This window comes from Proteus sp. G4415 (assembly GCF_963896075.1).
Taxonomy (GTDB): domain Bacteria; phylum Pseudomonadota; class Gammaproteobacteria; order Enterobacterales; family Enterobacteriaceae; genus Proteus; species Proteus mirabilis.
This window is the reverse complement of sequence record NZ_CAWQOK010000143.1, coordinates 26,057-50,594: the sequence shown is the minus strand read 5'-3', so window position 1 is coordinate 50,594 and position 24,538 is coordinate 26,057. Positions and strand designations below refer to the sequence as shown.

The 24,538-nt window shown below is 38.9% G+C and carries 19 protein-coding genes; 12 read left to right on the top strand and 7 right to left on the bottom strand.

The genetic code is table 11. The annotated features are described in order from the left end of the window. Positions 1 to 112 precede the first annotated feature (112 nt). The gene (gene bcsG / locus AACU95_RS15460; RefSeq protein WP_087741114.1) at positions 113 to 1,822 is read left to right on the top strand and encodes a cellulose biosynthesis protein BcsG; all 1,710 of its coding nucleotides are present in this window, start codon (positions 113 to 115) and stop codon (positions 1,820 to 1,822) included. Between the two features lie 160 nt (positions 1,823 to 1,982). On the opposite strand, the gene metK is transcribed toward bcsG, so the two are convergent. Further along, positions 1,983 to 3,137 carry a methionine adenosyltransferase gene (gene metK, locus AACU95_RS15455; RefSeq protein ID WP_004244148.1) on the bottom strand — a complete coding sequence of 385 codons (1,155 nt, stop codon included), beginning with the start codon at positions 3,135 to 3,137 and terminating at the stop codon, positions 1,983 to 1,985. Positions 3,138 to 3,828: 691 nt separating this feature from the next. On the opposite strand from metK, the gene speA reads away from it, so the two are divergent. The 5 genes from speA to AACU95_RS15430 all read left to right on the top strand — a co-directional run bounded on the left by speA (position 3,829) and on the right by AACU95_RS15430 (position 8,720). Then, on the top strand, positions 3,829 to 5,736 hold the full coding sequence (gene speA / locus AACU95_RS15450) for a biosynthetic arginine decarboxylase (protein ID WP_046334668.1): 1,908 nt from the start codon (positions 3,829 to 3,831) through the stop codon (positions 5,734 to 5,736). A 98-nt stretch (positions 5,737 to 5,834) separates the two neighbouring features. Then, entirely contained in the window at positions 5,835 to 6,755 is a 921-nt protein-coding gene (speB, locus tag AACU95_RS15445; RefSeq protein ID WP_004248574.1) for an agmatinase, read from the top strand. Positions 6,756 to 7,084: 329 nt separating this feature from the next. After that, positions 7,085 to 7,864, top strand: coding sequence for an acetoin reductase (locus AACU95_RS15440; RefSeq protein WP_004244145.1), 780 nt, complete (start codon positions 7,085 to 7,087; stop codon positions 7,862 to 7,864). A 180-nt stretch (positions 7,865 to 8,044) separates the two neighbouring features. Beyond that, positions 8,045 to 8,386 (top strand): type II toxin-antitoxin system RelE/ParE family toxin, encoded by a 342-nt coding sequence (locus tag AACU95_RS15435; protein WP_004244144.1) that lies wholly within the window; start codon positions 8,045 to 8,047, stop codon positions 8,384 to 8,386. Continuing rightward, on the top strand, positions 8,376 to 8,720 hold the full coding sequence (locus tag AACU95_RS15430; RefSeq protein WP_049203019.1) for a helix-turn-helix domain-containing transcriptional regulator: 345 nt from the start codon (positions 8,376 to 8,378) through the stop codon (positions 8,718 to 8,720). The genes AACU95_RS15435 and AACU95_RS15430 overlap by 11 nt, the downstream gene beginning before the upstream one ends. A 78-nt stretch (positions 8,721 to 8,798) precedes the next feature. On the opposite strand, the gene mutH is transcribed toward AACU95_RS15430, so the two are convergent. The 6 genes from mutH to leuA form a co-directional block, all read right to left on the bottom strand. Next, complete coding sequence (gene mutH / locus AACU95_RS15425; protein ID WP_017827194.1) at positions 8,799 to 9,476, bottom strand: DNA mismatch repair endonuclease MutH; 678 nt, start codon at positions 9,474 to 9,476, stop codon at positions 8,799 to 8,801. Between the two features lie 602 nt (positions 9,477 to 10,078). Further along, complete coding sequence (gene sgrR / locus AACU95_RS15420; protein ID WP_049203018.1) at positions 10,079 to 11,758, bottom strand: HTH-type transcriptional regulator SgrR; 1,680 nt, start codon at positions 11,756 to 11,758, stop codon at positions 10,079 to 10,081. Between the two features lie 281 nt (positions 11,759 to 12,039). Further along, positions 12,040 to 12,642: a 3-isopropylmalate dehydratase small subunit gene (leuD, locus tag AACU95_RS15415; protein WP_017827192.1), complete on the bottom strand. Its 603-nt coding sequence runs from the start codon at positions 12,640 to 12,642 to the stop codon at positions 12,040 to 12,042. A gap of 11 nt (positions 12,643 to 12,653) precedes the next feature. Further along, positions 12,654 to 14,063, bottom strand: a complete 1,410-nt coding sequence (gene leuC, locus AACU95_RS15410) for a 3-isopropylmalate dehydratase large subunit (protein ID WP_004244139.1) — start codon at positions 14,061 to 14,063, stop codon at positions 12,654 to 12,656. Between the two features lies 1 nt (position 14,064). Beyond that, positions 14,065 to 15,156, bottom strand: a complete 1,092-nt coding sequence (gene leuB, locus AACU95_RS15405; protein ID WP_004244138.1) for a 3-isopropylmalate dehydrogenase — start codon at positions 15,154 to 15,156, stop codon at positions 14,065 to 14,067. 5 nt (positions 15,157 to 15,161) lie between these two features. Next, complete coding sequence (gene leuA, locus AACU95_RS15400) at positions 15,162 to 16,721, bottom strand: 2-isopropylmalate synthase (RefSeq protein ID WP_004244137.1); 1,560 nt, start codon at positions 16,719 to 16,721, stop codon at positions 15,162 to 15,164. Between the two features lie 882 nt (positions 16,722 to 17,603). Between leuA and leuO the strand changes: the two genes are divergently transcribed. From leuO to ftsL, 6 genes are all read left to right on the top strand, one after another. After that, positions 17,604 to 18,548, top strand: coding sequence for a transcriptional regulator LeuO (leuO, locus tag AACU95_RS15395; protein ID WP_004244135.1), 945 nt, complete (start codon positions 17,604 to 17,606; stop codon positions 18,546 to 18,548). A gap of 529 nt (positions 18,549 to 19,077) precedes the next feature. Beyond that, positions 19,078 to 20,886, top strand: a complete 1,809-nt coding sequence (locus AACU95_RS15390; protein ID WP_017827191.1) for an AMP-dependent synthetase/ligase — start codon at positions 19,078 to 19,080, stop codon at positions 20,884 to 20,886. A gap of 221 nt (positions 20,887 to 21,107) precedes the next feature. Beyond that, on the top strand, positions 21,108 to 22,115 hold the full coding sequence (cra, locus tag AACU95_RS15385; protein ID WP_126402866.1) for a catabolite repressor/activator: 1,008 nt from the start codon (positions 21,108 to 21,110) through the stop codon (positions 22,113 to 22,115). A 687-nt stretch (positions 22,116 to 22,802) separates the two neighbouring features. Next, a complete protein-coding gene (gene mraZ, locus AACU95_RS15380) occupies positions 22,803 to 23,261 on the top strand; it encodes a division/cell wall cluster transcriptional repressor MraZ (protein WP_004248567.1) in 459 nt (152 codons plus the stop codon). Positions 23,262 to 23,264: 3 nt separating this feature from the next. Further along, a complete protein-coding gene (gene rsmH, locus AACU95_RS15375) occupies positions 23,265 to 24,212 on the top strand; it encodes a 16S rRNA (cytosine(1402)-N(4))-methyltransferase RsmH (RefSeq protein ID WP_004244125.1) in 948 nt (315 codons plus the stop codon). Beyond that, entirely contained in the window at positions 24,213 to 24,530 is a 318-nt protein-coding gene (gene ftsL / locus AACU95_RS15370; protein ID WP_004244124.1) for a cell division protein FtsL, read from the top strand. The last annotated feature ends 8 nt before the right edge of the window (positions 24,531 to 24,538 follow it).

Genomic DNA, 24,538 nt, shown 5'->3' with positions numbered 1-24,538 from the left:
ATTAAGAGTTAACTTTATAGTTATTTATAAAAATAAGAAGTATAAAAAGGAAAATATGAATATTCATATCAATGTCGGATATTATATAGATACGAATAAGTAGGTAATTAAAATGAACAAGACTAAAACAACCCGGTTAAGTTTTTTACATTACTGGCATGGGTTGGGGGCCTGGAATTTTTATTTTTTGCTAAAGTTTGTTTTGCTTTGGTATGGTTATTTAAAATTTGATGCATTTAGCAATTTACTCTTTCTAGCATTTTTATTATTTCCATTACCGAAAACATTTTGGCATAAATTACGTAATTGGATAGCGATCCCTATAGGGGTTATGCTTTTCTACCACGACACTTGGCTACCTAGTTTTTCAACGGTATTAGAACAAGGAGGGCAGTTAAAAAATTTTTCATTCTCTTACCTCATTGAATTAGCTGTTAATTTTATTAACTTAAAGATGATCGGGGTGGCATTTATTTTACTGGTAGGGTATCTCTTTATTGAACAGTGGGTAAGAGTGTCGGTGTTTATTATCGCGGGTGTAGTGTGGCTTAATATTAGTGGTTTTACCCATTTTTCAGGCGCTATGGTTTCTGCTGTTTCTGCCAATAGCTTTACTCAGCAAACCAACACATCTATCGATCAGCCACAACCGCAAAATACAGAAATATTATCGACAGCGCAGACTAGAGCGCAAAATAATAACGTACTGAGTTCACCTTACCCGCCACAAAAACAGCCAGCTAATAACAAAGTGTTAGATGAATGGCTTGCTCAGTTTTATCGTTACGAAAATAAACGCAGCACACCGGCTCCCGCTCAGCTCTCTTCTTATGCACAACCCTTTGATATTTTAATTATTAATATTTGTTCACTCTCTACCGCTGATGCGGCAGCCGTCGGATTACAGCAACATCCTATTTGGGGTAACTTTGATGTGTTATTTAATCGCTTTAATAGTGTTGCTTCTTATAGTGGCCCCGCTTCATTACGTTTATTAAGAGCCAGTTGTGGCCAAACACAACACGCTGATTTGTATGATCCTGCCGATATGCAATGCTTATTGATGGATAATCTGGCTGCTTTAGGTTTTGAGAAGAAATTGGTGCTCGATCATAATGGCGAGTTTGGTCATTATCTTCAAGAAATTAGAGAGTTAGGTAATCTTAATGTACCGTTGCAAGATCAAAACGGACTCTCTCATCAAATTACCGCTTTTGATGGCTCTAAAATCTATAACGATAAAGAGACCTTAGAGCGTTGGTTAAAAGCACGAGAAAAATCAGATGAAAAACGGACGGTGACCTTTGTCAATTTAGTGTCACTTCATGATGGTAATAGGTTCGTTGGCGAAAATACAACGGCTGATTATGGCAAAAGAGCCTCAGCGCTACTTGATAACTTAAATGCTTTTATTAATACCCTTGATAAACGTGGCAGAAAAGTGATGGTAGTGATTGTTCCTGAACATGGAGCCGCATTACAAGGTGATACAACACAGATGTCTGGTTTGCGAGATATTCCAAGCCAAAGTATTACTACAGTTCCTGTCGGTATTCGTTTTACTGGACTTAAAAATCAACGTTTACCTCATACGCCTATGATGATAGATAAACCAAGCAGTTATTTAGCGTTATCCGATTTTATTCTCCGTAATGTGAATGGCGATATCTTTAATCAACCCACCATTGATTGGAATGCTTTAACCCGTGAATTACCACAAACCGCGACGGTATCAGAAAATCAAAATACCATTGTGGTTGATTATCAAGGGAAATCTTATATCAAATTAAATGAAGGAGAGTGGATAGACTACCCTGATTGATTTGTTTATTTCATCATCACTCCCTGTTCTCTTACTGACTTTGAGTTCCCCGTTAATATTGCGGGGTTTTTTTATGGTTAACAAACAGATAAATTTCAGGAATAAAAAAACCACACCTAAAAGATGTGGTTTAATGAGTTTGCTATGAAACAAGGGAAATTTATTTTAAACCCGCAGCTTCACGTAAAATCTCAGCTTTATCTGTTGCTTCCCAAGGGAATTCAGCACGACCAAAATGACCGTATGCTGCTGTTTTTTGGTAGATCGGATGCAGTAAATCCAGCATTTGAATTAAGCCATAAGGGCGTAAATCAAAGAATTCACGTACTAATAAGATCAGTTGTGAAGTAGGGATTTTTTCAGTGCCAAATGTTTCGACCATAATAGATGTTGGCTCTGCAACACCGATAGCGTAAGACACTTGAATTTCACAGCGATCTGCTAAGCCCGCAGCAACAATATTTTTTGCAACATAACGTGCAGCATAAGCCGCAGAACGGTCAACTTTGGAAGGATCTTTACCAGAGAATGCCCCACCGCCGTGGCGTGCCATACCACCATAAGTATCAACAATGATCTTACGACCTGTTAATCCACAGTCGCCCATTGGGCCACCGATAACAAAACGACCTGTTGGGTTAATGAAATATTTGGTTTGTTCATTTAACCATTCTGTTGGCAGAATAGGTTTAATGATCTCTTCCATTACCGCTTCATGTAAGTCTTTTTGTGAAATATCTTCAGCATGCTGAGTTGATAAAACCACGGCATCAATACCAACAATGTTGTTATTGTCGTATTGGAAAGTGATCTGACTTTTAGCATCTGGACGTAACCATGGTAGTGTGCCATTTTTACGTACTTGAGCTTGGCGCTGGACTAAGCGGTGAGCATAAGTAATAGGCGCTGGCATCAGAACGTCGGTTTCATTAGTGGCATAACCAAACATTAAGCCTTGGTCACCGGCACCTTGTTCAAGGGGATCTGCGCGGTCAACACCTTGGTTGATATCTGGGGATTGTTTACCAATCGCACTGATAACGGCGCAGGAATTAGCATCAAAGCCCATATCTGAACTGGTATAACCGATTTCACGTACTGTTTTACGCGTGATCTCTTCGATATCAACCCAAGCTTTGGTGGTAATTTCTCCGCCTACCATCACCATGCCTGTTTTAACGTAAGTTTCACAGGCAACACGTGCTTTTGGATCTTGTTCTAAAATTGCATCCAATACGGCATCAGAAATTTGATCCGCAATTTTGTCTGGATGACCTTCTGATACTGATTCAGAAGTAAAAAGGTGTGTAGTCATTATATCTCGTTACCTTAATACAGATGGTCTAAGGATGGATGTTTTAACATCTAGACGTCCATTTTAGGACTGTTTTCTCTTTAATTCCAGCTTTTTTTAATCAAATATAGGGATAAACTCGCATCCAATAGTTGATATCATTTTTTGTGTGACACAATTTTTCAAGTGAGCAAAAAGAAAAATAATAAAAAAAAGCGATTTATCTATTTTGTTTTTGCATTTTGATTCAACTACAGGTATAACCTCGCCGTTACTGTGAAAACTGAATCACAGTGTAAACCGCAGGATTGCTGATCCTGTTTCTCTGTTAGGGAAATGGCTTATAAGGTTAAGCCATGTGTGGAGTGAATGGGTAATGATCCATTGTCTACTGGTTATTCTTTTCAAAAACCAAAACAGTACTCGCCAATACTATACCCGTAGTATGTCTAGAGTGATTTCCTCTTTGAGCTCTTTTTCTTTAGAGCGAAGTTGTCTGTTACTTGCCAATAGGTGATTGTGTTAACTATTAGTCGGTTAACTTCATCGCTTTCTACTACTATATCCTGCATTAGGCTGGATAATCATACAAAAATATATAGTGAGTCATTACTTCTAACTGTTATTTATCGGTCATTTCAGCTAGCCATGAAATTATTGACTACTATAGTGACAGGCAAGGTATAAACTCATACTCCCTAAGGAGAATGTCATGAATGATAACATCGCTCGTAAGATGCAACAGACTTATAACATCACATATTGGGGGGGAGGATACTACTGCGCGAATAATCGCGGCAATATTAGTGTTTGCCCAAATCCTGATGTGCCTGAAGCAACGCTGGATTTAACAGAATTAGTTAAGCAAGTACAAGAAGAGCATTCACATTTACGCCTTCCTGCGCTGTTTTGTTTTCCACAAATTTTACAGCACCGTTTGCGCTCAATTAATGCCGCTTTTCATCGTGCACGTGAGTCTTATGGCTACAAAGGGGATTACTTTTTAGTTTATCCAATTAAAGTCAATCAACAGCGTCGTGTGATTGAATCGCTAATTAATGCTGGAGAGCCATTAGGATTAGAAGCTGGCTCTAAAGCTGAATTAATGGCAGTGCTTGCTCATGCCAATATGACCAGTTCGGTGATTGTTTGTAATGGTTACAAAGATCGCGAATATATTCGTTTAGCCCTTACAGGGGAAAAGCTCGGTCATAAAGTGTTCTTGGTCATTGAAAAAATGTCTGAGATAAAAATGGTACTTGAAGAAGCCGAACGTTTAGAAGTGATCCCCCGCTTAGGGGTTCGTGCTCGCCTTGCTTCTCAAGGCTCAGGTAAATGGCAAGCCAGTGGGGGTGAAAAATCTAAATTCGGCCTAGCTGCAACACAAGTACTACAACTGATTGATACGCTACGCCAAGCTGGTCGTTTAGATAGTTTGCAGTTATTGCATTTTCACCTTGGATCACAGATGGCTAATATCCGTGATATTGCGACAGGTGTGCGTGAATCAGCCCGTTTTTATGTTGAGTTACATAAATTAGGGGTCAATATTCAGTATTTTGATGTTGGTGGTGGCTTGGGCGTTGATTATGAAGGTACGCGCTCACAATCTGATTGCTCCGTTAACTATGGTCTTAATGAATACGCTAATAACGTGATTTGGGCGATTGGTGATGCTTGTGATGAAAATGAATTACCTCATCCAACCGTTATTACAGAATCAGGTCGAGCATTAACTGCGCATCATACGGTGCTTATTTCCAATGTTATTGGTGTTGAACGTAACGAATTTACTGCAATCACGCCACCGGACGAAGATGCTCCAAGACCTATCGCAAGCCTTTGGGAAACATGGGAAGAGATGCAAACCAAAGGGAATAGCCGTTCATTACGTGAATGGCTACATGATAGCCAATTAGATTTACATGATGTCCATACTCAATATGTACACGGTATGTTAAGTCTGACAGAGCGTGCATGGGCGGAAGAGTTATATCTGAATATCTGTCGTCATATTCAATATGATTTAGATCCAAGTAATCGAGCCCATCGCCCGATTATTGATGAACTGCAAGAGCGTATGTCAGATAAGTTCTATGTCAACTTTTCACTGTTCCAGTCATTGCCTGATGCTTGGGGAATTGATCAATTATTCCCTGTATTACCAATTGAAGGTTTAGATAAACCGCTCGATCGCCGTGCTGTATTGCTAGATATCACTTGTGATTCAGATGGTATTATCGATCATTATGTCGATGGTGATGGGGTCGAAACCACGATGCCAATGCCAGCTTATGATCCTGAATATCCACCAATGATTGGCTTCTTTATGGTGGGGGCGTATCAGGAAATCCTTGGAAATATGCATAACTTATTTGGTGATACAGCTGCTGTTGATGTTTATCTTGATGAGAAAGGCAATCTTACTTATCAGTTGAGTGAAGAGGGTGATACCGTTGCGGATATGCTTCAATATGTAAAACTTAATCCTGCGGTATTGTTGGAGCGCTTCCGTACTCAAGTGAAAAATGCACAGTTAGATAAAGCACTCCAAGAGCAGTTCCTAACTGAATTTGAAAGTGGCTTATACGGTTATACCTATCTGGAAGAAGAGGAGTAATGCTTACTTCCTAATGCAGAGTGGTGTTGATACATCACTCTTTATCTATCATATTGATTTATATGTTGCTTGTTAAAATAAGTAACAGAGGTAATGGCATGAAAAATTGTACGTTAGGTAATGAGACTGATAATTCTTTGATCTCAAATGCATTTGGTTTTTTACGTTTTCCACTGAATTTTCAACCTTATAGCAGTGATGCTGATTGGGTGATCACTGGGGTGCCTTTTGATATGGCAACTTCAGGTCGTGCAGGTACTCGCCATGGGCCCGGCGCTATTCGCCAGATTTCGACTAACTTAGCGTGGGAAGGACATCGCTGGCCTTGGCACTTCGATATGCGTGAACGCCTCAAAGTTGTTGATTGTGGTGATTTAGTATTTAACTTCGGTGATGCGCAAGATATGAGTGATAAGCTACAAGCTCATACGGAAAAATTGCTAGCAGCAGGTAAAAGATGTTTAACCTTTGGTGGTGATCACTTTGTGACATTACCTCTATTACGTGCTCACGCTAAACACTTTGGCAAAATGGCTTTGGTGCATTTTGATGCTCATACCGATACTTATGCTAATGGCAGTAAGTTTGATCACGGTACGATGTTCTATCATGCTCCTAATGAAGGTTTGATTGATCCACAGCATTCAGTGCAAATTGGTATTCGTACCGAGCATGACACTAATAACGGCTTTACTGTCTTGGATGCTGCACAAGTTAATGATCGTGGGGTTGATGATTTAGTCGCGCAAATTAAAGAGATTGTGGGTTCACTTCCTGTTTATTTGACTTTTGATATTGATTGCCTTGATCCCGCATTTGCACCGGGTACAGGAACACCGGTTGTGGGTGGATTAACCACGGATAAGGCGCTGAAAATGCTGCGTGCTCTACAGCCGTTAAATATTGTAGGCATGGATTTAGTTGAAGTATCGCCAGCGTATGATCAATCAGATATTACTGCCCTTGCCGGAGCAACCATTGCACTTGATATGCTATATCTGCAAGCGGCTAAAAAATAATTACTTTTTTGTCATAAATAATGTCAAGGCAATATCTATTTAGATATTGCCTTATTTTTATCCATTAAATGAATGAGTTAAGCATTTTTTGCTAACTATAAAGTTAATGAGTAAAAAAGATCATCTGCTCTTTTGCAACAGATGATGGCCTTTTGGTAACTTGTTATTCTAAATGATAATTATTTTCACTATATTCTATTCTACTTATTGTGTTTACTAGTGAATGATCATTTCTTTGTCACATCGCACTTTAATTGCTACTGTTAAATTATTAATAAAGTTCTTTTTTGGAAGAGCTTTTTCATCTGTAAATATTCAGGAGAAAGACAATGGCTTTGAATGGTAAAGTAATTTTAGTTACAGGTGCTGCTCAGGGAATTGGTCGTGGTATCGCATTACGTCTTGCTAAAGAGGGTGCCGATATTGCTCTGGTTGACTTAAAAGCAGATAAATTATCCGATGTAGCAAAAGAAATTGAAGCGTTAGGGCGTAAAGTAACGACCTTTGCTGCAGATATTAGCAACCGTGATGAAGTCTTTGCGGCAGTTGAACATGCTGAAAAAACCTTAGGCGGTTTTGATGTTATGATCAATAACGCAGGTATTGCACAGGTGAAACCTCTTGCAGATGTGACCCCGGAAGATATGGATCGGATCTTCAAAATTAACGTTAATGGTGTGATGTGGGGTATTCAGGCCGCTTCTGAGAAATTTAAAGCATTAGGCCATAAAGGGAAGATTATTAATGCATCTTCTATTGCTGGGCACGATGGTTTTGCCATGTTAGGGGTTTATTCTGCCACTAAATTTGCAGTACGTGCATTAACACAAGCGGCAGCTAAAGAGTATGCAAGCGCAGGCATCACTGTTAATGCTTATTGCCCGGGCATTGTTGGCACTGATATGTGGGTTGAGATTGACGAGCGTTTTGCTGAAATTACTGGAGCACCAAAAGGTGAGACCTATAAAAAATATGTGGACGGTATTGCTCTAGGTCGTGCTCAAACTCCTGATGACGTAGCTGCGTTAGTTTCCTTCTTGGCAAGTGATGATTCCGACTATATTACGGGCCAAGCTATCTTAACCGATGGCGGTATTGTCTATCGTTAATTATTGATTACTTAATCATAATTGTTATTTGTGCCCCGAGTTATTCACTAAGATAACTCGGGGCATTTTTTTATGATATGTGTACGAAAAATATTTCCTCTTTGATTTTTGTCTGTTATAAGTTACATTTTTAGTGTGATTTATAAGCAACAATTAGGACTTTGGCAATAAGGAAAGCAAATGCCATATAAAATAGTGCGTTATCAGGACAGAAACCAAAAAGTACCCTATCGAGAGTGGATACAAAAGCTTAGGAAACGAGATCCTCAAGCGGCTGCTAAAATTGAAGTACAAGTAACTCGAGCATGTTATGGTAACTTCGCCGATCATAAATTTGTTCGTGATGGAGTCTGGGCTTTACGAATAAACTTCGGGCAGGGATATCGGGTTTATTATTCAATAGAAAATGAATTTATTATTCTTTTACTTGTTGGAGGGAATAAAAGTACTCAACAAGCAGATATTGATAAAGCAGTGAACTATCTTGAAGATTATCATGTAAGGATGAAAAATGACCAATAAAATAGATATAGTAAAAAGAAAAACTGTTCCTGCATATCTTGACCATGATTTAGAGATGATAAATGAACTACGAGAAGATCCTGATTATGCTGAGGTGTATTTGCAAACGGCGTTAGAAGGTATTTATGAGCCTGGGGGAATAGGTGCATTTTTAATTGCATTACGGCAAATTATTGAGGCTCATGGTGGAGTGGGCGTGATTGCGAAAAAATCAGGATTATCTCGACAACATATTTATCGAGCATTATCTGAAAATGGTAATCCAACACTGACAACATTGACAGAAATCACCAGAGCAGTAGGCGTTCGATTAGCATCAACTCACTGTGTTTAATAATTTACCAGCAAAAAATACGATGTGCCCCGAGTTATTCACTAAGATAACTCGGGGCATTTTGTTTACTGTAACGCATTAAAGTTGGAAATAACGAGCAATCAGTGGCGTTGTAAAGTTCTTTTTTAAATAAAAACCACGGGGAAGTGTCATGATGCGTTGTCCATTTTCACCAATGGCTTCGGTTAATGCCTTACTGTTAGCAGCCTTAGGGCGAATTTGTAATACTTGTCCGTGACGCGCAGTAATGCTTTCTACTTTTCCTAAGACAATCATATCCATTAACTCTTCCCAATCGTGACGCAGTAGCTCTTCTTCAAGATGATTGGGGCTCCAAAGTAGCGGGGAAGCGACTCTACGCTGTGCTAATGGGATCTCCCGTTCTCCCTCTACAGGCACCCATAATACTTTCGACAGCTTACGTTTTACATGGCTATTCTCCCATGTGATCCCACTGTTTCCTGTAAGTGCGGCTACACAAACAAAGGTCGTTTCTAATGGCATACCAAAACGGTCGATAGGGATGGTTTTTAGCTCAACTCCGATATGAGAAAAATCTTGTTCAGGTTTACTGCCGGCACTGGCACCTAAATAGTATTCCAATAGCATACCGACCCAACCTTTATCACGCTTTAAATTTTCAGGAATAGGAAGCTGTGCAAAAGCGGCGAGTTCACCGAAGGTATAACCAGCCAGCGCTTGTGCTCGTGCGAGTAAAACGGATTCATTTTCAGGTGCTGCTGGTGGCGTAAACATAAATAACTGTCTTCCTGTACAATAAATAAACAGAAAAAAAGGATGATGGAAAATGTTTTTTCACTGATTTAAGTTAAAACATAATAGCATGATATATCATCATTTTTTTATGTGAATCGAGGTTTTAATAATAAATGATATAAGTTGTTCAGGGTTATCCTTAGATCATAAACAGGCTTTTGCACTAGGTTATCCACAGCTTTGTGGGATAACTCCGCAAAAGTGAGATCACTGTTCTGATTTACAGCCTTGACTTTTGCCGATATTCCCCAAAATCTGCCTATTTCGATTAACTAATCGGCACAACCTGTGGATAAAACCGACTATGGTTGTTTTTCGTACAATTTAACCATTGGACTTTATTCATTGGTTTATCCAATCGTTGAAATAGGGATAAAAACTTATCTACTAATTTGAATTATAAGTGATATTTTAAAAAATGTTTCAACAGCCTGTACGCTAATATAAAAACTATACCCTGATTATCTCACTCTTTTTCACATAGATATCCACAGAAAAAGTGAATAAATCCCCTAGACCTTACTGTTGGTGTTTATAACTTTGCGGGTTTCTGTGAATTAACATAATTATAAGTGAAAACGCTATTTTAATGGGGGCGTTTCTAAATCAGGTATAAACCATGCCGATTTAAAATCAAACCAACCAAAGGTATTCATTTTTACACCGCGTATCGTACGTTGCCCTTGTAATTCAAGTAAATGGTGAAATAACGGGAAAAGCCAATTATTTTGTGTTAATTGGCGACACCACTCTTCAAGCGGTAATACTTTTTGACGCCATAAGGCTAGGGCATCTTCATAACGTTCACCCATGCACTGGTGAAATAGGGGCAGTTCATAAAGTGCTGCAAAAATAGAAAACTCGAGCGGTTTATAGAAATTGACGGTAGCTAACCAGATATCACTCTTTGCATCACCATAATACCACTGTTCATAATCAAGCACTTGAATAGATAATTCGATATCATAGTCAGATAAGATTTTTTTGATCAGTTCAGCAATAGTGCTGTATTCGTGGTGCTCTTTATACAGTGTAATGGTCAGTTTTGTGAGTGAAGCGGGTTTAGTATGCGGTGGGATCAGTTTGCTATGGTGCCAGTGTAACAATAAACCATAAGCAGGTGACCAATGGCGTTGATAAGAGGGCGCACAATGGGCCAACATATTCACCGGTGTTAATACACTACTAAGCCATTCGCGGATCTCAGGTTGTTGGCATTGTGTTGAGCGACTATCGTAAAGTAAAAAATAACAGCCTTCCTCTTTGCGGCTTTCCAGTGAGTTGTTATGAGTATCATCATCGGTTAAATGAAGGGTAGAGCAAACCATTTTGTCTTTTAATTCAGGAACCACCCAAATATCGATGTTATCTAATAGTGCGCGTAAACCAAAATAGCGATCAAACGCTTTGATTTGCAGTTTATGTTGATCATTGCTCATCACTTGGTATGCCCCTGTGCCAATGGGGTGCTGAGAAAAATTAGCGAGAGTTCGCCATTCTTGGGGTAAGATCGCTGCTTGTGGGCTACCTAATAGGGTGGCAAATTGTTTATCCGGTACGGTTAAATAAATATCAATAACATAAGGTTGCGGTGAGGTTATTTTCTCAATATGTGCATAAAGTGGATTGCAGACTTTCATTCTCATTAAAGAGGTGCTGATATCCTCTATGGTTAATTCTCGTCCATGGTGAAAATAGATAGCAGGGCGTAAATAAAAGCGCCAATGTTGCTCGCTGATCATCTGCCAGTGATGGGCTAATTCTGCTTCGACTTCCCCATTTTCCTCTTTTAAGTGAAGTAATGAATTAAATATTTGGCTCATTAAATGTAATTCAGAGCGCCGAAGCGGCGTACCGGGTAATAAATTACGAAAAGGGCGATAGTAAATTATTCGTAGACGTTGTTGGCTAGGGTGAAAGCTTTTTTCAATCTGTGAAAGCACCATTTGCCGTAACGAGTCTTTATCGCCCATCAGTGCAACGAGCTTTTCTATATCATTTTCTTTCAGTAATCGCTCTGCTCGGCTTTGTTGGATGTCAAAGGCGTTAGAGTGAAAAGTCAGGGTGGATTTTTTTCCTCTTCCTACTTCTGCTTGCCAATCTATCCAACCAGTTTGATGCATTTTGTTTAGTAACGAACGCACATGGCGACGAGTGCAATGTAATGTTTCAGCAAGCTCTTGTAATGTGGTTTCAGTCTCTTTTCCCTCAAAAGCTTGCCATAAGCGAATAAATTGCAACTCTAAGCGGGGTGATGTCATAAAAGAGGAAATCCCTTATTAAAGTGATCAATTTTAATTTCCTTATATTAGACCGATAATGTTTGTGTTTAAAGTTAGCTCTTATGTTAGTTATCACAAATTATGAATACTAACAGACTCCCCCTTTGAGCATGCGGTGATTACCGGCCAGTGATAATAGTTCACTGGCTTTTTTGTACGTTTTACTGAAAAAAAATGCCGCGAGGTAAATAGCGGCGAGAATGACAAAGTTTAAATTTTTACAGATAACAAACAGTGAAATAAGGTAATTGAGTCAGTGATTAACGCATAAAAGCAGGTTGTTTAGCTTCATAAGCACTTATCTCTGCTTGGTGTTGTAACGTTAATCCGATACTGTCTAATCCTTCAATCATGCAATGACGGCGAAATGCATCGATTTCAAATGAGAAGCATAATTCACCGGCGATCACTTGTTGGGCAACTAAATCAACGGTAATAGGCGTACCAGCATGCTCTGTTACCCAATCAAATAACTGGGTAACTTGCTCATCACTTAATTTGATTGGCAATAACTGGTTATTAAAGGAATTGCCGTAAAAAATATCAGCAAAACTCGGCGCGATCACCGCATGAAAGCCATAATCTGTGAGCGCCCAAGGCGCATGTTCGCGAGAAGATCCACAACCAAAATTCTCGCGCGCCAATAAAATAGAAGCATCTTGATAGATGGGCTGATTTAAAATAAATGATGGGTTAGGCTGGGTGCCTTCATCATCTAAAAATCGCCAATCATGAAATAAGTGTTTACCAAATCCTGTGCGAGTGACTTTTTGTAAAAATTGTTTGGGAATAATCGCATCAGTATCCACGTTGGCAGCATCTAAAGGTACTGGAATTCCAGTGTGTTGTGTGAATTTATTCATTAGGGTCTCCTTTATGATACTGTTGCAAAAGTGCGAATATCAGCGAAATGCCCATGAATGGCGGCGGCAGCGGCCATTGCCGGACTGACTAAATGAGTTCTGCCACCACGACCTTGGCGACCTTCAAAATTACGATTGCTGGTCGATGCGCAACGCTCTCCGGGATTTAATCGGTCATTGTTCATTGCCAAGCACATTGAGCAACCGGGTAAACGCCATTCAAAACCGGCTTCAATAAAAATTTTATCTAAACCTTCTGCTTCTGCTTGGGCTTTAACAGGGCCTGAGCCGGGAACAACAATTGCTTGTACATGGGAGGCGACTTTATGCCCTTTAGCTATCTTTGCTGCTGCGCGTAAATCTTCAATACGAGAGTTAGTGCAAGAGCCTATAAAAACTTTATCTATTGTAATATCAGTTAAGTTAACACCTTCAGTTAATCCCATATAAGCTAAGGCTTTTTCGGCGCTAGCTCGTTCAACAGGATCGTTAAAACTGTTCAATCGCGGAACAATTTGGTCAATAGCAATCACTTGTCCCGGATTCGTCCCCCAAGTCACTTGTGGTGCAATCTCTGCGGCATTAATCGTCACAGTAGCATCAAAAATAGCATCTTCGTCCGACTTTAACGTTTTCCAATAGGCGACAGCTTCATCCCACAATGGGGCTTGAGGGGCAAATTGACGTCCTTTTAAGTAAGCAAATGTAGTCTCATCAGGAGCAACTAAGCCTGCTTTTGCCCCCATCTCTATCGCCATATTGCATAACGTCATTCGCCCTTCCATACTCAAAGCTTCAATAGCTTCTCCCGTAAATTCAATGATATACCCCGTACCTCCCGCACTACCCAATTTTCCGATAATCGCCAATACGATATCTTTTGCCGTGATGCCATTGGCTGTTTTGCCTTGTACTTCGATTTTTAAGGTTTTAGCACGTGATTGTTTTAAGGTTTGTGTCGCTAATACGTGCTCAACCTCAGAAGTGCCAATACCGAAAGCTAATGCGCCAAAGGCACCATGTGTTGCTGTATGTGAGTCGCCACAAACAATTGTCATGCCTGGTAAAGTTAAGCCTTGTTCAGGCCCCATAACATGAACAATTCCTTGATATGGGTGATTTAAGTCATACAAGGTCACACCAAATTCTTGACAGTTTTTCATTAACTCTTGCATTTGAATACGCGCCATATCACCACAGGCGTTGATATCTTTGGTTTGAGTTGAAACGTTGTGATCCATTGTGGCAAAGGTTTTGTTGGGTTGACGAACAGCACGACCTTTGGTTCTTAAACCATCAAAAGCTTGAGGTGAAGTTACTTCATGCACTAAATGTCTATCGATATATATAATAGGTGTTTCATTCGCTACTTCTCTGACAACATGTGCATCGTAAATTTTTTGATATAATGTTTTACCCATGTTATGCCCCTTCTTGAATAAACTGAGCGATATGATCACCCATTTCTGCGGTTGTTATTGCGTTTCCTTCTCCCGCTAAATCTGCGGTGCGATAGCCTGTTGCTAGTACTCTTGTAATTGCTTCTTCAATGGCTTGGGCTGCTTTATCTTCATTAAAGCTATAACGCAGTAATAGGGCGGTTGATAAAATTTGTGCTATTGGATTGGCGATATTTTTACCGGCAATATCTGGTGCGGAGCCACCTGCGGGTTCATATAAACCAAAATGTGCTTCATTTACGCTTGCAGAGGGCAACATGCCCATTGAACCGGTGATCATGGCGCATTCGTCTGATAAAATATCGCCAAAGATATTGGAGCACAGCAATACATCAAATTGCGCTGGATCTTTAATTAATTGCATTGTCGCATTATCGATATACATATGTTGCAAGGTCACATCAGGGTATTGCTTAGCGACCTCAGTGACGACTTCACGCCATAAAATAGAGCTTTGTAAAACGTTGGCTTTATCAATCGACGTGACTTTATAACGACGTTTTTGCGCTGATTTGAAAGCAAAATGAGCAATACGTTCGATTTCATAGCGATGGTAAACCTCGGTATCAAAAGCACGCTCTTCGCGACCTTCACCATCACGGCCTTTAGGTTGACCGAAATAGATCCCCCCAGTTAATTCACGAACACATAAAATATCAAAACCGCGTTGTGCAATATCAGCACGCAATGGACAATAAGCTTCTAAACCTTTATATAAACGAGCTGGGCGCAGATTGCAGAATAATTTAAAGTGTTTACGTAAAGGTAATAATGCGCCACGTTCCGGTTGTTGATCTGCCGGTAAATGCTCCCATTTAGGCCCCCCCACAGAGCCGAATAAAATCGCATCAGCTTGCTCACATCCAGCTAAGGTGGTTGCCGGTAATGGTGTGCCATGATTATCGATAGCAATACCACCAATATCGTACTCTTTGGTCGTGATATTCAGTGAAAATCGTTTATTTACCGCATCGATCACTTTTTGTGCTTGCGCCATAACTTCAGGGCCAATGCCATCTCCGGGCAATACTGCAATATGATAATGTTTAGACATAATGATTAAACCGCTTCTTGTGTTGTATGGTGTTTGCGTTTTTCTATTTCGACTTGCTCTGAACGCCAAATACTGTTGATAACATGCATCATGGCGTTGGCGGATGAACCGACGATATCAGTTTCTAATCCCATGCCATGAAATTTACGTCCTTGGTATTCAACTACGATATCAACTTGTCCTAATGCATCTCGTCCTTCACCTTTGGCTGTTAATTGATAAGTCACCAGTTTTAAGGGATAACCTGTAGCACGAGAAATAGCTTGATAGACAGCATCAACGGGACCATTTCCTGTTGCTGCTTCAGTGATTTCTTCATTTTTACGACTAATGCTGACACTGGCCGTGGCAACTGTTGAGGAGCCGGATTGAGTATTAAAATAGTTCATTACAAACTCATCAGGCTCTTGTTGTTGTTGCCCCATAAAAGCCAATGCTTCTAAGTCATAGTCAAAAACTTGACCTTTTTTATCAGCTAAACGTAAGAAAGCGGCATATAAAGAATCTAAGTTATAATCTGTTTCGCGATAGCCCATCTCTTCCATACGGTGTTTTACCGCAGCTCGACCAGAGCGAGACGTTAAGTTCAATTGCACCTCTTTTAAACCAATTGATTCAGGTGTCATAATTTCGTAAGTTTCACGATTTTTCAGTACGCCATCTTGGTGAATACCAGAGGAGTGGGCAAAGGCATTTGAGCCAACGATGGATTTATTGGCATGAATAGGGGTATTACATAATTGACTGACTAACTGGCTGGTACGGTAGATCTCTTTGTGATTAATACGCGTTTGTACATTCATCATTTGTTCACGTACTTTTATCGCCATAATCACTTCTTCTAAAGCGCAGTTACCGGCTCGTTCACCTAAGCCGTTGATAGTCCCTTCAACTTGTCTTGCACCTGCTTGTACTGCGGTAATAGAGTTTGCAACAGCCATACCTAAATCATCATGGCAATGAACGGAGATCACCGCTTTATCAATATTAGGTACACGTTCAAATAAATTAGTGATAATGCCACCGAATTGATAAGGCGTGGTATAACCTACGGTGTCTGGAATATTAATGGTTGTTGCGCCCGCGTTGATGGCACTTTCCACAATGCGACATAAATTATCAATATGGGTACGCCCCGCATCTTCGCAAGAAAACTCAACATCATCAGTATAGCGTCGGGCGCGTTTAATTGAGCGTGTTCCCATTTCAATAATGTCATCAAAGGATTTTTTTAACTTATGTTCAGCATGCAAAGCGGAGGTGGCTAAAAAAACATGAATACGAAATGCCTCGGCAATGTTTAATGACTCTGCGGCAACGTCAATATCATTATCAACACAGCGAGCTAACGCACAAATGCGACTATTTTTAATTTCTCGAGCGATGGTTTGTACAGATTCAAAATCCCCTGGGGAAGAGACAGGAAAACCCGCTTCAATGATATCTACACCTAAACGTTCTAAGGCATAAGCAATTTGTAACTTCTCTTTTACGCTTAAGCTAGCTTGTAATGCTTGTTCGCCATCTCTTAATGTGGTGTCAAAAATAATCACATTGTTGCTCATAATCTGTTCCTTATACTTTTTTATTTCGTTTTTTGCGCTCTCCCAGGTATAAAAAAACCCGCGATTAGCGCGGGTTTTTCTCTAAGGGTAGGTATGTTTCATTTTTTACCCATCAGCCGACCGCGCATCAATGTTGCGAATAGTAGTAGGCTTGATAGTAAAATTGCGTTTAACATGAAACATCCTTACATTTGTTCTTAATAATGTTTATTTATTGATACCGGATACCAATCATCATGTCAAGCATTGGAATTTTTTAATTTGTTTTGATGTGTGAATTATATTTTATTCTTAGTAATTCTGACTAATATCTAAATTTTTAGTAATGATTATATCTATCAAACAATCATTGATTAGGTTAATGTTTCACATAATCGCTCTCGGGGAGTGAAATAAAAAATTAAACAATTGTTTGCTTTTTTTTTGAACAACTAACTATCAGGGGGATGAGCGGTTGTAGTTAACAACAATATCAATAAATTTGAGCAACATTTTGAATATAAGAATAAAAATTATTACCGTGGTGACTGTAATAGTTCTGAAAGTGTCCTGTAAGGTGATAGATTTTATTATTTTATTATGATTTTTATCATATTTTGTTTTATTATTTGCAAGGCATAAGGTAAAACAGGTTGTAATATATATCGGTATAATCATTTCATTAATATGTAATTTAAATGTCAATTTATTCTCTTTAATATAAAGATGAATTATTTTTTGGTGTTTGTGTTATACATTTTGTGATGTACATGGATGATGAATAATAAGTAGTAATATTTTTATAAAAGTTACAGTCATGGTTAGATATATAATTTATTAATATGCTTTTATATTATTAATAAGTTTTAATTCGCCAATTATAATAACATAGTGGAGTAAAAAATGACGGATTACACATCAGCAACAACGACCAATAAAGAGTCAGCAGATATGCATTTACGTAATGTTGATCTTAATTTATTAACGGTGTTTGATGCTGTTATGCAAATGCAAAATGTCACACGAGCAGCACAGGTGTTAGGTATGTCTCAACCGGCAGTCAGTAATGCAGTTTCTCGTCTTAAGATCATGTTTAATGACGAGTTATTTGTTCGGTATGGCCGAGGTATTCAACCAACATTAAGAGCCAAACAATTATTTGGCCCTGTTCGACAAGCATTACAATTAGTCCATAATGAATTGCCAGGGGCGGGATTTGAACCGGAACAAAGTGATCGTGTGTTTAGCTTATCTATTTGCAGTCCATTAGATATCAAGTTAGCGCCAAAAATTGTAGAGAGAATAAAAAATAAAACCCCTAATATTAATGTAAATATTAAGTCTTATTTGAATAGTAATATTGAACACCAATTAAAATATCAGGAAGTTGAGTTCTTTATTAATTATAAACAATTTGATAAACCAGAGTTTCATTCACACCCTTTATTCAATGATGAAGTGGTTTTGGCTGTCTCTAACCAACACCCACGAATTAAAGAAAGCGTTACTGAAGAGATGTTATTAAATGAGCATCATTCTATTGTTTCTTTAGAAGATGTGGGGTCTTTTAGTGCGGCTTATTATAAGAATACAGAGTTAGAAGATTTAATTACTTATGAAGGTACTGATTTAAATAGTGTATTAAATCTAGTCTCAAAAACTTATTCGGTCGCTATTGCGCCTAGATGGTTAGTTGAAAGCTATTCAGAACAATTGAACATTAAGGCGATATCATTACCTTGGGAGAAGGTAGAACGTCCATGCTATTTAATTTGGCATGAGTCAACGGCACGAGATAAAGGCCATTTATGGATGAAAAATTTACTTAGTGAGGTTTGTCAAAACTAAGAGTGATTCACTCATAATTAGCACTCTATGCTAATTATGCAGAAATAGTGGCAGATAACGTTAGCTTACTGCTAATAACCAATAAAAGATATTCTTTAATAGTAAATAATAAAGATAAGTCTCTTGGGTAGCTGTCACTATTTTTGCCCTAATTGTTATCCTATCCCTATCAGCTGCAACTATTGTCATCTAATCGATTTTTTTCTTTATTTTCTCTGTTATTAATCTTGTAAATGAATAAATTTTTATAATTAACTTTTGATTTTATTATATTTTTCTTGTTAATACTTTGTTTGTTCACAAAGTGTTCAGGCTCATTTTTACATTTTCATTAGTATGATGAAATTGACAAAACTTTTCATGACTCACAATTTTACAAATTTATGTAAAATTAGATTCCTTTATTTTTGCGGATCACTTAGACTTTCAGATAAGTCAGCGAACAGGTGTAAGCTGAAATTAGAAGATGACATTATTCTTTATTTCAACTTAATTATTCCTACGCTTTTCCATAAATAACAGGAAAATCATGATAAATAATAATAATCTATATGATTATCATATAATTAGAAGATTGCAGATGCAATTTTCATCTTCTGGGGAAAAAACGGCTTATCGTCAGTGGGATGCTAAGTCTGAAATCGCCATGTCATGGGCGTCAGTAGCAAAGAAAACACGTGCACTCTCAAATGCATTACTCGATATGGGCGTGGCTGTTCAAGAAAATGTGGGGATTTTTTCCCAAAACAGCATTGATTGGTCTATTGCCGATATTGCTACTTTGCAGTTGCGTGCTGTCACAGTTCCTCTTTATGCAACAAGTAGTGTGGAACAAGCCGCTTATATCATCAACGATGCGAATATTCGTATTCTTTTTGTTGGTGACCAAAAGGAATATGACGTTGTTTCTGAGTTAGCGCTATTATGCCCGCAACTTAAACATATTATTGTGTTTAATTCTCAGGTCGTTTTAAATCCGACAATACCTTCTTATCATCTGACAAACTTAATCAGTGACTGTCAATCTCAATATGATTCTCTGCTACAACAACGTATTGATGAATGTTGTTTAGATGATTTGTTTACGCTGATTTATACCTCGGGTACAACAGGTGAGCCTAAAGGTGTTATGCTTGATTACACCAATCTGGCTTCTCAACTTTATCTGCATGATCAGCGCCTTTCATTATCGGATAAAGATGTTTCATTATGCTTTTTACCGTTATCACATGTATTTGAACGGGCATGGAGCTTCTATGTTATGCATACTGGGGCTATTAATGTTTATCTCACAGATACCCATGCCGTAAGGGAAGCAATGGCTGCAGTAAAACCAACGGTTATGTGTGCAGTGCCACGCTTTTACGAAAAAGTATATAGCGCCATTCAAGAGAAAGTTTCTCAAGCACCTCGACTACGCCAATGGATGTTTAAATGGGCTCTTAAACAGGGTGAAAAACAACGTCAGGCACACTTAGCTGGACGTTCATTAGGCGTGCTATCTCAATGGTGTTATCGCTTTGCGGATAAAAAAGTTCTTCAACCACTACGTCAAATTTTAGGTGGGCGAGTTCGTTTTTTACCTGCCGCAGGCGCTCGTTTAGATGATGCGGTGATCGGCTTTTTCTTAGCCGCGGGTATTAATATTAAATATGGTTATGGCATGACAGAGACTTGTGCCACGGTATCTTGTTGGGAAGAAAACCATTATAAACTAGGCTCTATTGGTACTCCGTTACCGGGGGTTGAGGTACGTATAGGCGAAGAAAACGAGATCCAAGTGCGTGGTAGTATCGTGATGAAAGGTTATTTTAATAAGCCTGAAGAGACGGTTGCCGCGTTTACTGAAGATGGTTGGTTACGTACCGGTGATGCGGGTGCATTAGATGAAGATGGGATGTTATATATTACCGAACGTTTGAAAGATCTTATGAAAACCTCAAATGGAAAATATATTGCACCGCAAATGATTGAAGGTACATTAGGGCAAGATCGCTTTATTGAGCATATCGCTGTGATTGCAGATACCCGTAAATTTGTTTCTGCACTGATCGTACCTTGCTTTGATGCATTAGAAGAACATGCTCGAGCATTAAATTTAAAATATCACGATCGGATAGAGTTATTACGCCATACTAAGATCAAAGAATTATTTGATGAACGCTTGCGTGAAATGCAACGTAATTTTGCTAGTTTCCATCAAGTTAAACGATTTACCCTATTAGCGGAAGGGTTTACGATGGAGTCTGGAGAATTGACACCTACCTTAAAATTAAGACGTAAAATAATTTCTGAACGCTATCGAAATGAAATTGAGCAGATGTATCAAGAGTCGTGATCACCAGACAAAAAAGCACCGTAAAGGTGCTTTTTTATTGCACTTTAGGTAAGTCATAGGCAGTAACAATGCAAGTAATTGGTAAAAGGTATAAACGGAAACGTTGACGCATACGGTTTTATCAGTAAATTGTGTTAAAATGCAGATTCAGATCAGCATGATGACTGAAAACCATAGCAATAATGTAATAAATACCCTATTAATAATTAGAAGAGGCTAAAGTGAAACTGGATGAAATCGCCCGCTTGGCTGGTGTTTCACGAACAACAGCGAGTTATGTCATTAATGGTAAAGCTAAACAGTACCGTGTAAGTGACAAGACTGTTGAAAAAGTGATGGCGGTGGTCAGAGAGCACAATTACCACCCGAACGCTGTTGCCGCGGGATTACGTGCTGGTCGTACGCGTTCTATAGGTTTGGTTATTCCTGATTTGGAAAATACCAGTTATACCAGAATTGCCAATTATCTTGAACGACAAGCGCGTCAACGTGGTTATCAATTGCTGATTGCCTGCTCAGAAGATCAACCTGACAACGAAATTCGTTGTGTAGAACATCTACTACAACGCCAAGTTGATGCCATTATTGTATCAACGGCATTACCCCCAGAGCACCCATTTTATCAGCGTTGGGCTAATCGTTCGTTGCCTATCATTGCCTTAGATAGGGCGTTAGAGAGTGAACATTTTATTAGCGTCGTCGGTGATGATTTAGAAGACGCAAAAATGTTAGCGAGTGAGCTTAAAGCTTTTCCTTCTCAATCGGTTCTCTATCTAGGCGCATTGCCCGAACTATCAGTCAGTTTTTTACGTGAACAGGGCTTTCGTAGTGTGTGGCAAGATGAACCACGACAAGTGACTTATCTTTATGCGAATAGTTATGAACGAGAAGCGGCGGCGGAGGTATTTTCGGAATGGTTAAATAATAACCCGATGCCTGATGCACTCTTTACGACCTCTTTTGCGCTATTACAAGGTGTGATGGATGTAACGTTGCAAAGAAGTGGACGCTTACCTACGCAGTTAGTGATTGCTACATTTGGTGATCATGAATTATTAGATTTCCTCGAATGTCCAGTATTATCGGTGGCTCAGCGACATCGTGATATTGCACAACGTGTATTAGAGCTGGTTTTGGCAAGTCTTGAAGAAGAGCAAAAACCACAAGCGGGTATTACGCGTATTCGACGTGATTTATGTCGCCGAGGTAGTTTAGGACGTACTCGTTAATTAGCGTTCACTTTCTGACTCAGCATTTTTTATAATGACTATCCCTGCTTTATTAAATTAAAGCAGGGATAGTTTATTTGGTTAAATAATGTCGGGTGACTTAAATAAAATAAAATTTGAGATTAATCTTAAACGTTTTTTTACAATTTATCCTGTTTTGTTTAATTCGCGGGTGAAATTTTGATATTTCTATAAGTGATATTACTTAAATAAAATAATTTATTTATTAACTTTGCAGAAAGAAAACTAGACAGTAAAAAATTATCTACATGATATCACATTATTTTTTCAGTAGATTAAGCCGGTTTTTTAATTTAAAGAGGGCTTTGTATTGTTATGTTGGTTAAAGGTAAATGAACGACAATAAATAGGCATTATCTCATTAAATAGGTCATTTTCTTTTTATGACTTCTTTATCTTATTTTTCCCTTTTTCATCTCTATAAATAATCACTATTTGAGAACAAATAAGAAAAATAAAAAATAACCGATAGGAATCATAGTGTTAATATTCTGCTTTTTTAGCCTGCTGATAATTTGTTCATTTCGATGAGATTATAAAATTACTGTAAATATCAATAAAGCGTCCTACAACTGGCTTGACAACGTTTTCATACCATCCGTAAACTCTATTTGTGGGGATTTGTGGGATAATGTGGTGTAAATTATAACGCTGAGGGAAATGAGGATGTTTCGTGGTGCAACACTCGTTAATCTCGACAGCAAAGGGCGAATAACAGTTCCTTCCCGTTATCGAACAACGCTGAACGAGGCTTCTGAAGGTCAAATGGTCTGTACCATTGATCTCAATCAGCCATGTTTATTGCTGTACACCCTTCCTGAATGGGAAAAAATTGAGTTAAAACTGGCGGCGCTTTCTTCCATGAATCCCGCCGAACGAAGAGTGCAGCGTTTATTACTTGGGCATGCCAGTGAATGCCAAATGGATAGCGCAGGACGTCTTTTGTTAGCTAGCACGCTAAGACAGCACGCGGGGCTAACCAAAGAGGTCATGTTAGTCGGTCAATTCAATAAATTTGAATTGTGGGATGAACAGGTCTGGTATCAACAGATCAAAGAAGACATTTTGGCAGAGCAAACCTCACAGGAACCGTTATCGACACGACTATTGGATTTATCACTTTAAATAATGACAACGAATAATTTTAGCCATACCAGTGTATTACTGGATGAAGCAGTAAACGGCCTGAATATTAAACCTTCAGGTATTTATATTGACGGTACTTTTGGCCGTGGCGGGCACTCTCGTCTGATTTTATCGCAATTAGGTGAACAAGGCCGTCTCATTGCGATTGATAGAGATCCACAAGCTATCGCAGTGGCAAATGAAATTGATGATCCACGATTCTCTATTATTCATGGGCCTTTTTCAAATATTGAACACTATATCAATGAGTTAGGTTTAAGTGGCAAAGTTGATGGCGTATTATTAGATTTAGGCGTTTCTTCACCGCAATTAGATGATCCTGAACGAGGATTCTCTTTTATGCGTGATGGGCCACTCGATATGCGTATGGACCCAACCACAGGACAATCAGCTGCACAGTGGTTAATGAATGCCGAAGAAGATGATATTACTTGGGTGCTAAAAACCTTCGGTGAAGAGCGTTTCGCGAAACGCATTGCCCGTGCCATTGTGGCGCGTAATAAAACTGAAGAGCCATTAACACGTACTAAACAGTTAGCGGATTTGATTAGTGAAGCAAGTCCAGTAAAAGAGCGACATAAGCACCCTGCAACACGTAGCTTTCAAGCGATCCGTATCTATATCAATAGCGAGTTAGATGAGATTGAAAAAGCATTAAAAGGTGCCGTGTCTATTTTAGCGCCAGCAGGACGTTTATCGGTGATTAGTTTCCACTCTTTAGAAGACCGATTAGTTAAACGCTTTATAAGAGATGAAAGTAAAGGGCCTGTTGTTCCAGCGGGGATCCCATTAACAGAAGAACAAATTAAAGCACTAGGAAGTGCTCGCCTGAGTAGCATTCATAAAATGAAACCTACCGGTGTTGAAGTTGAGGAGAATCCACGAGCGCGAAGTTCTGTTTTACGCGTCGCACAGCGTATTGAGGAATAAATGTCTACTGAACGCCATTCATTACCGGGAGTAATAGGACAAGATTTACTGCGTCATGGCAAATTGCCACTTATTCTTTTTTTCGCCGTTATTATCTCCGCGATCTATGTGGTAACGACAGCACATAAAACACGCTTACTGACAGCAGAAAAAGAGCGCTTAGTGTTAGAAAAAAATGTATTGGATATTGAATGGCGCAACTTGATCCTTGAGGAAAATGCATTGGCGGACCATAGCCGAGTTGAACGTTTTGCAAGTGAACAGTTAGGCATGGTTCATGTTGATCCAACTAAAGAGAATATTGTGGTTACTAAATAATTAAGGCA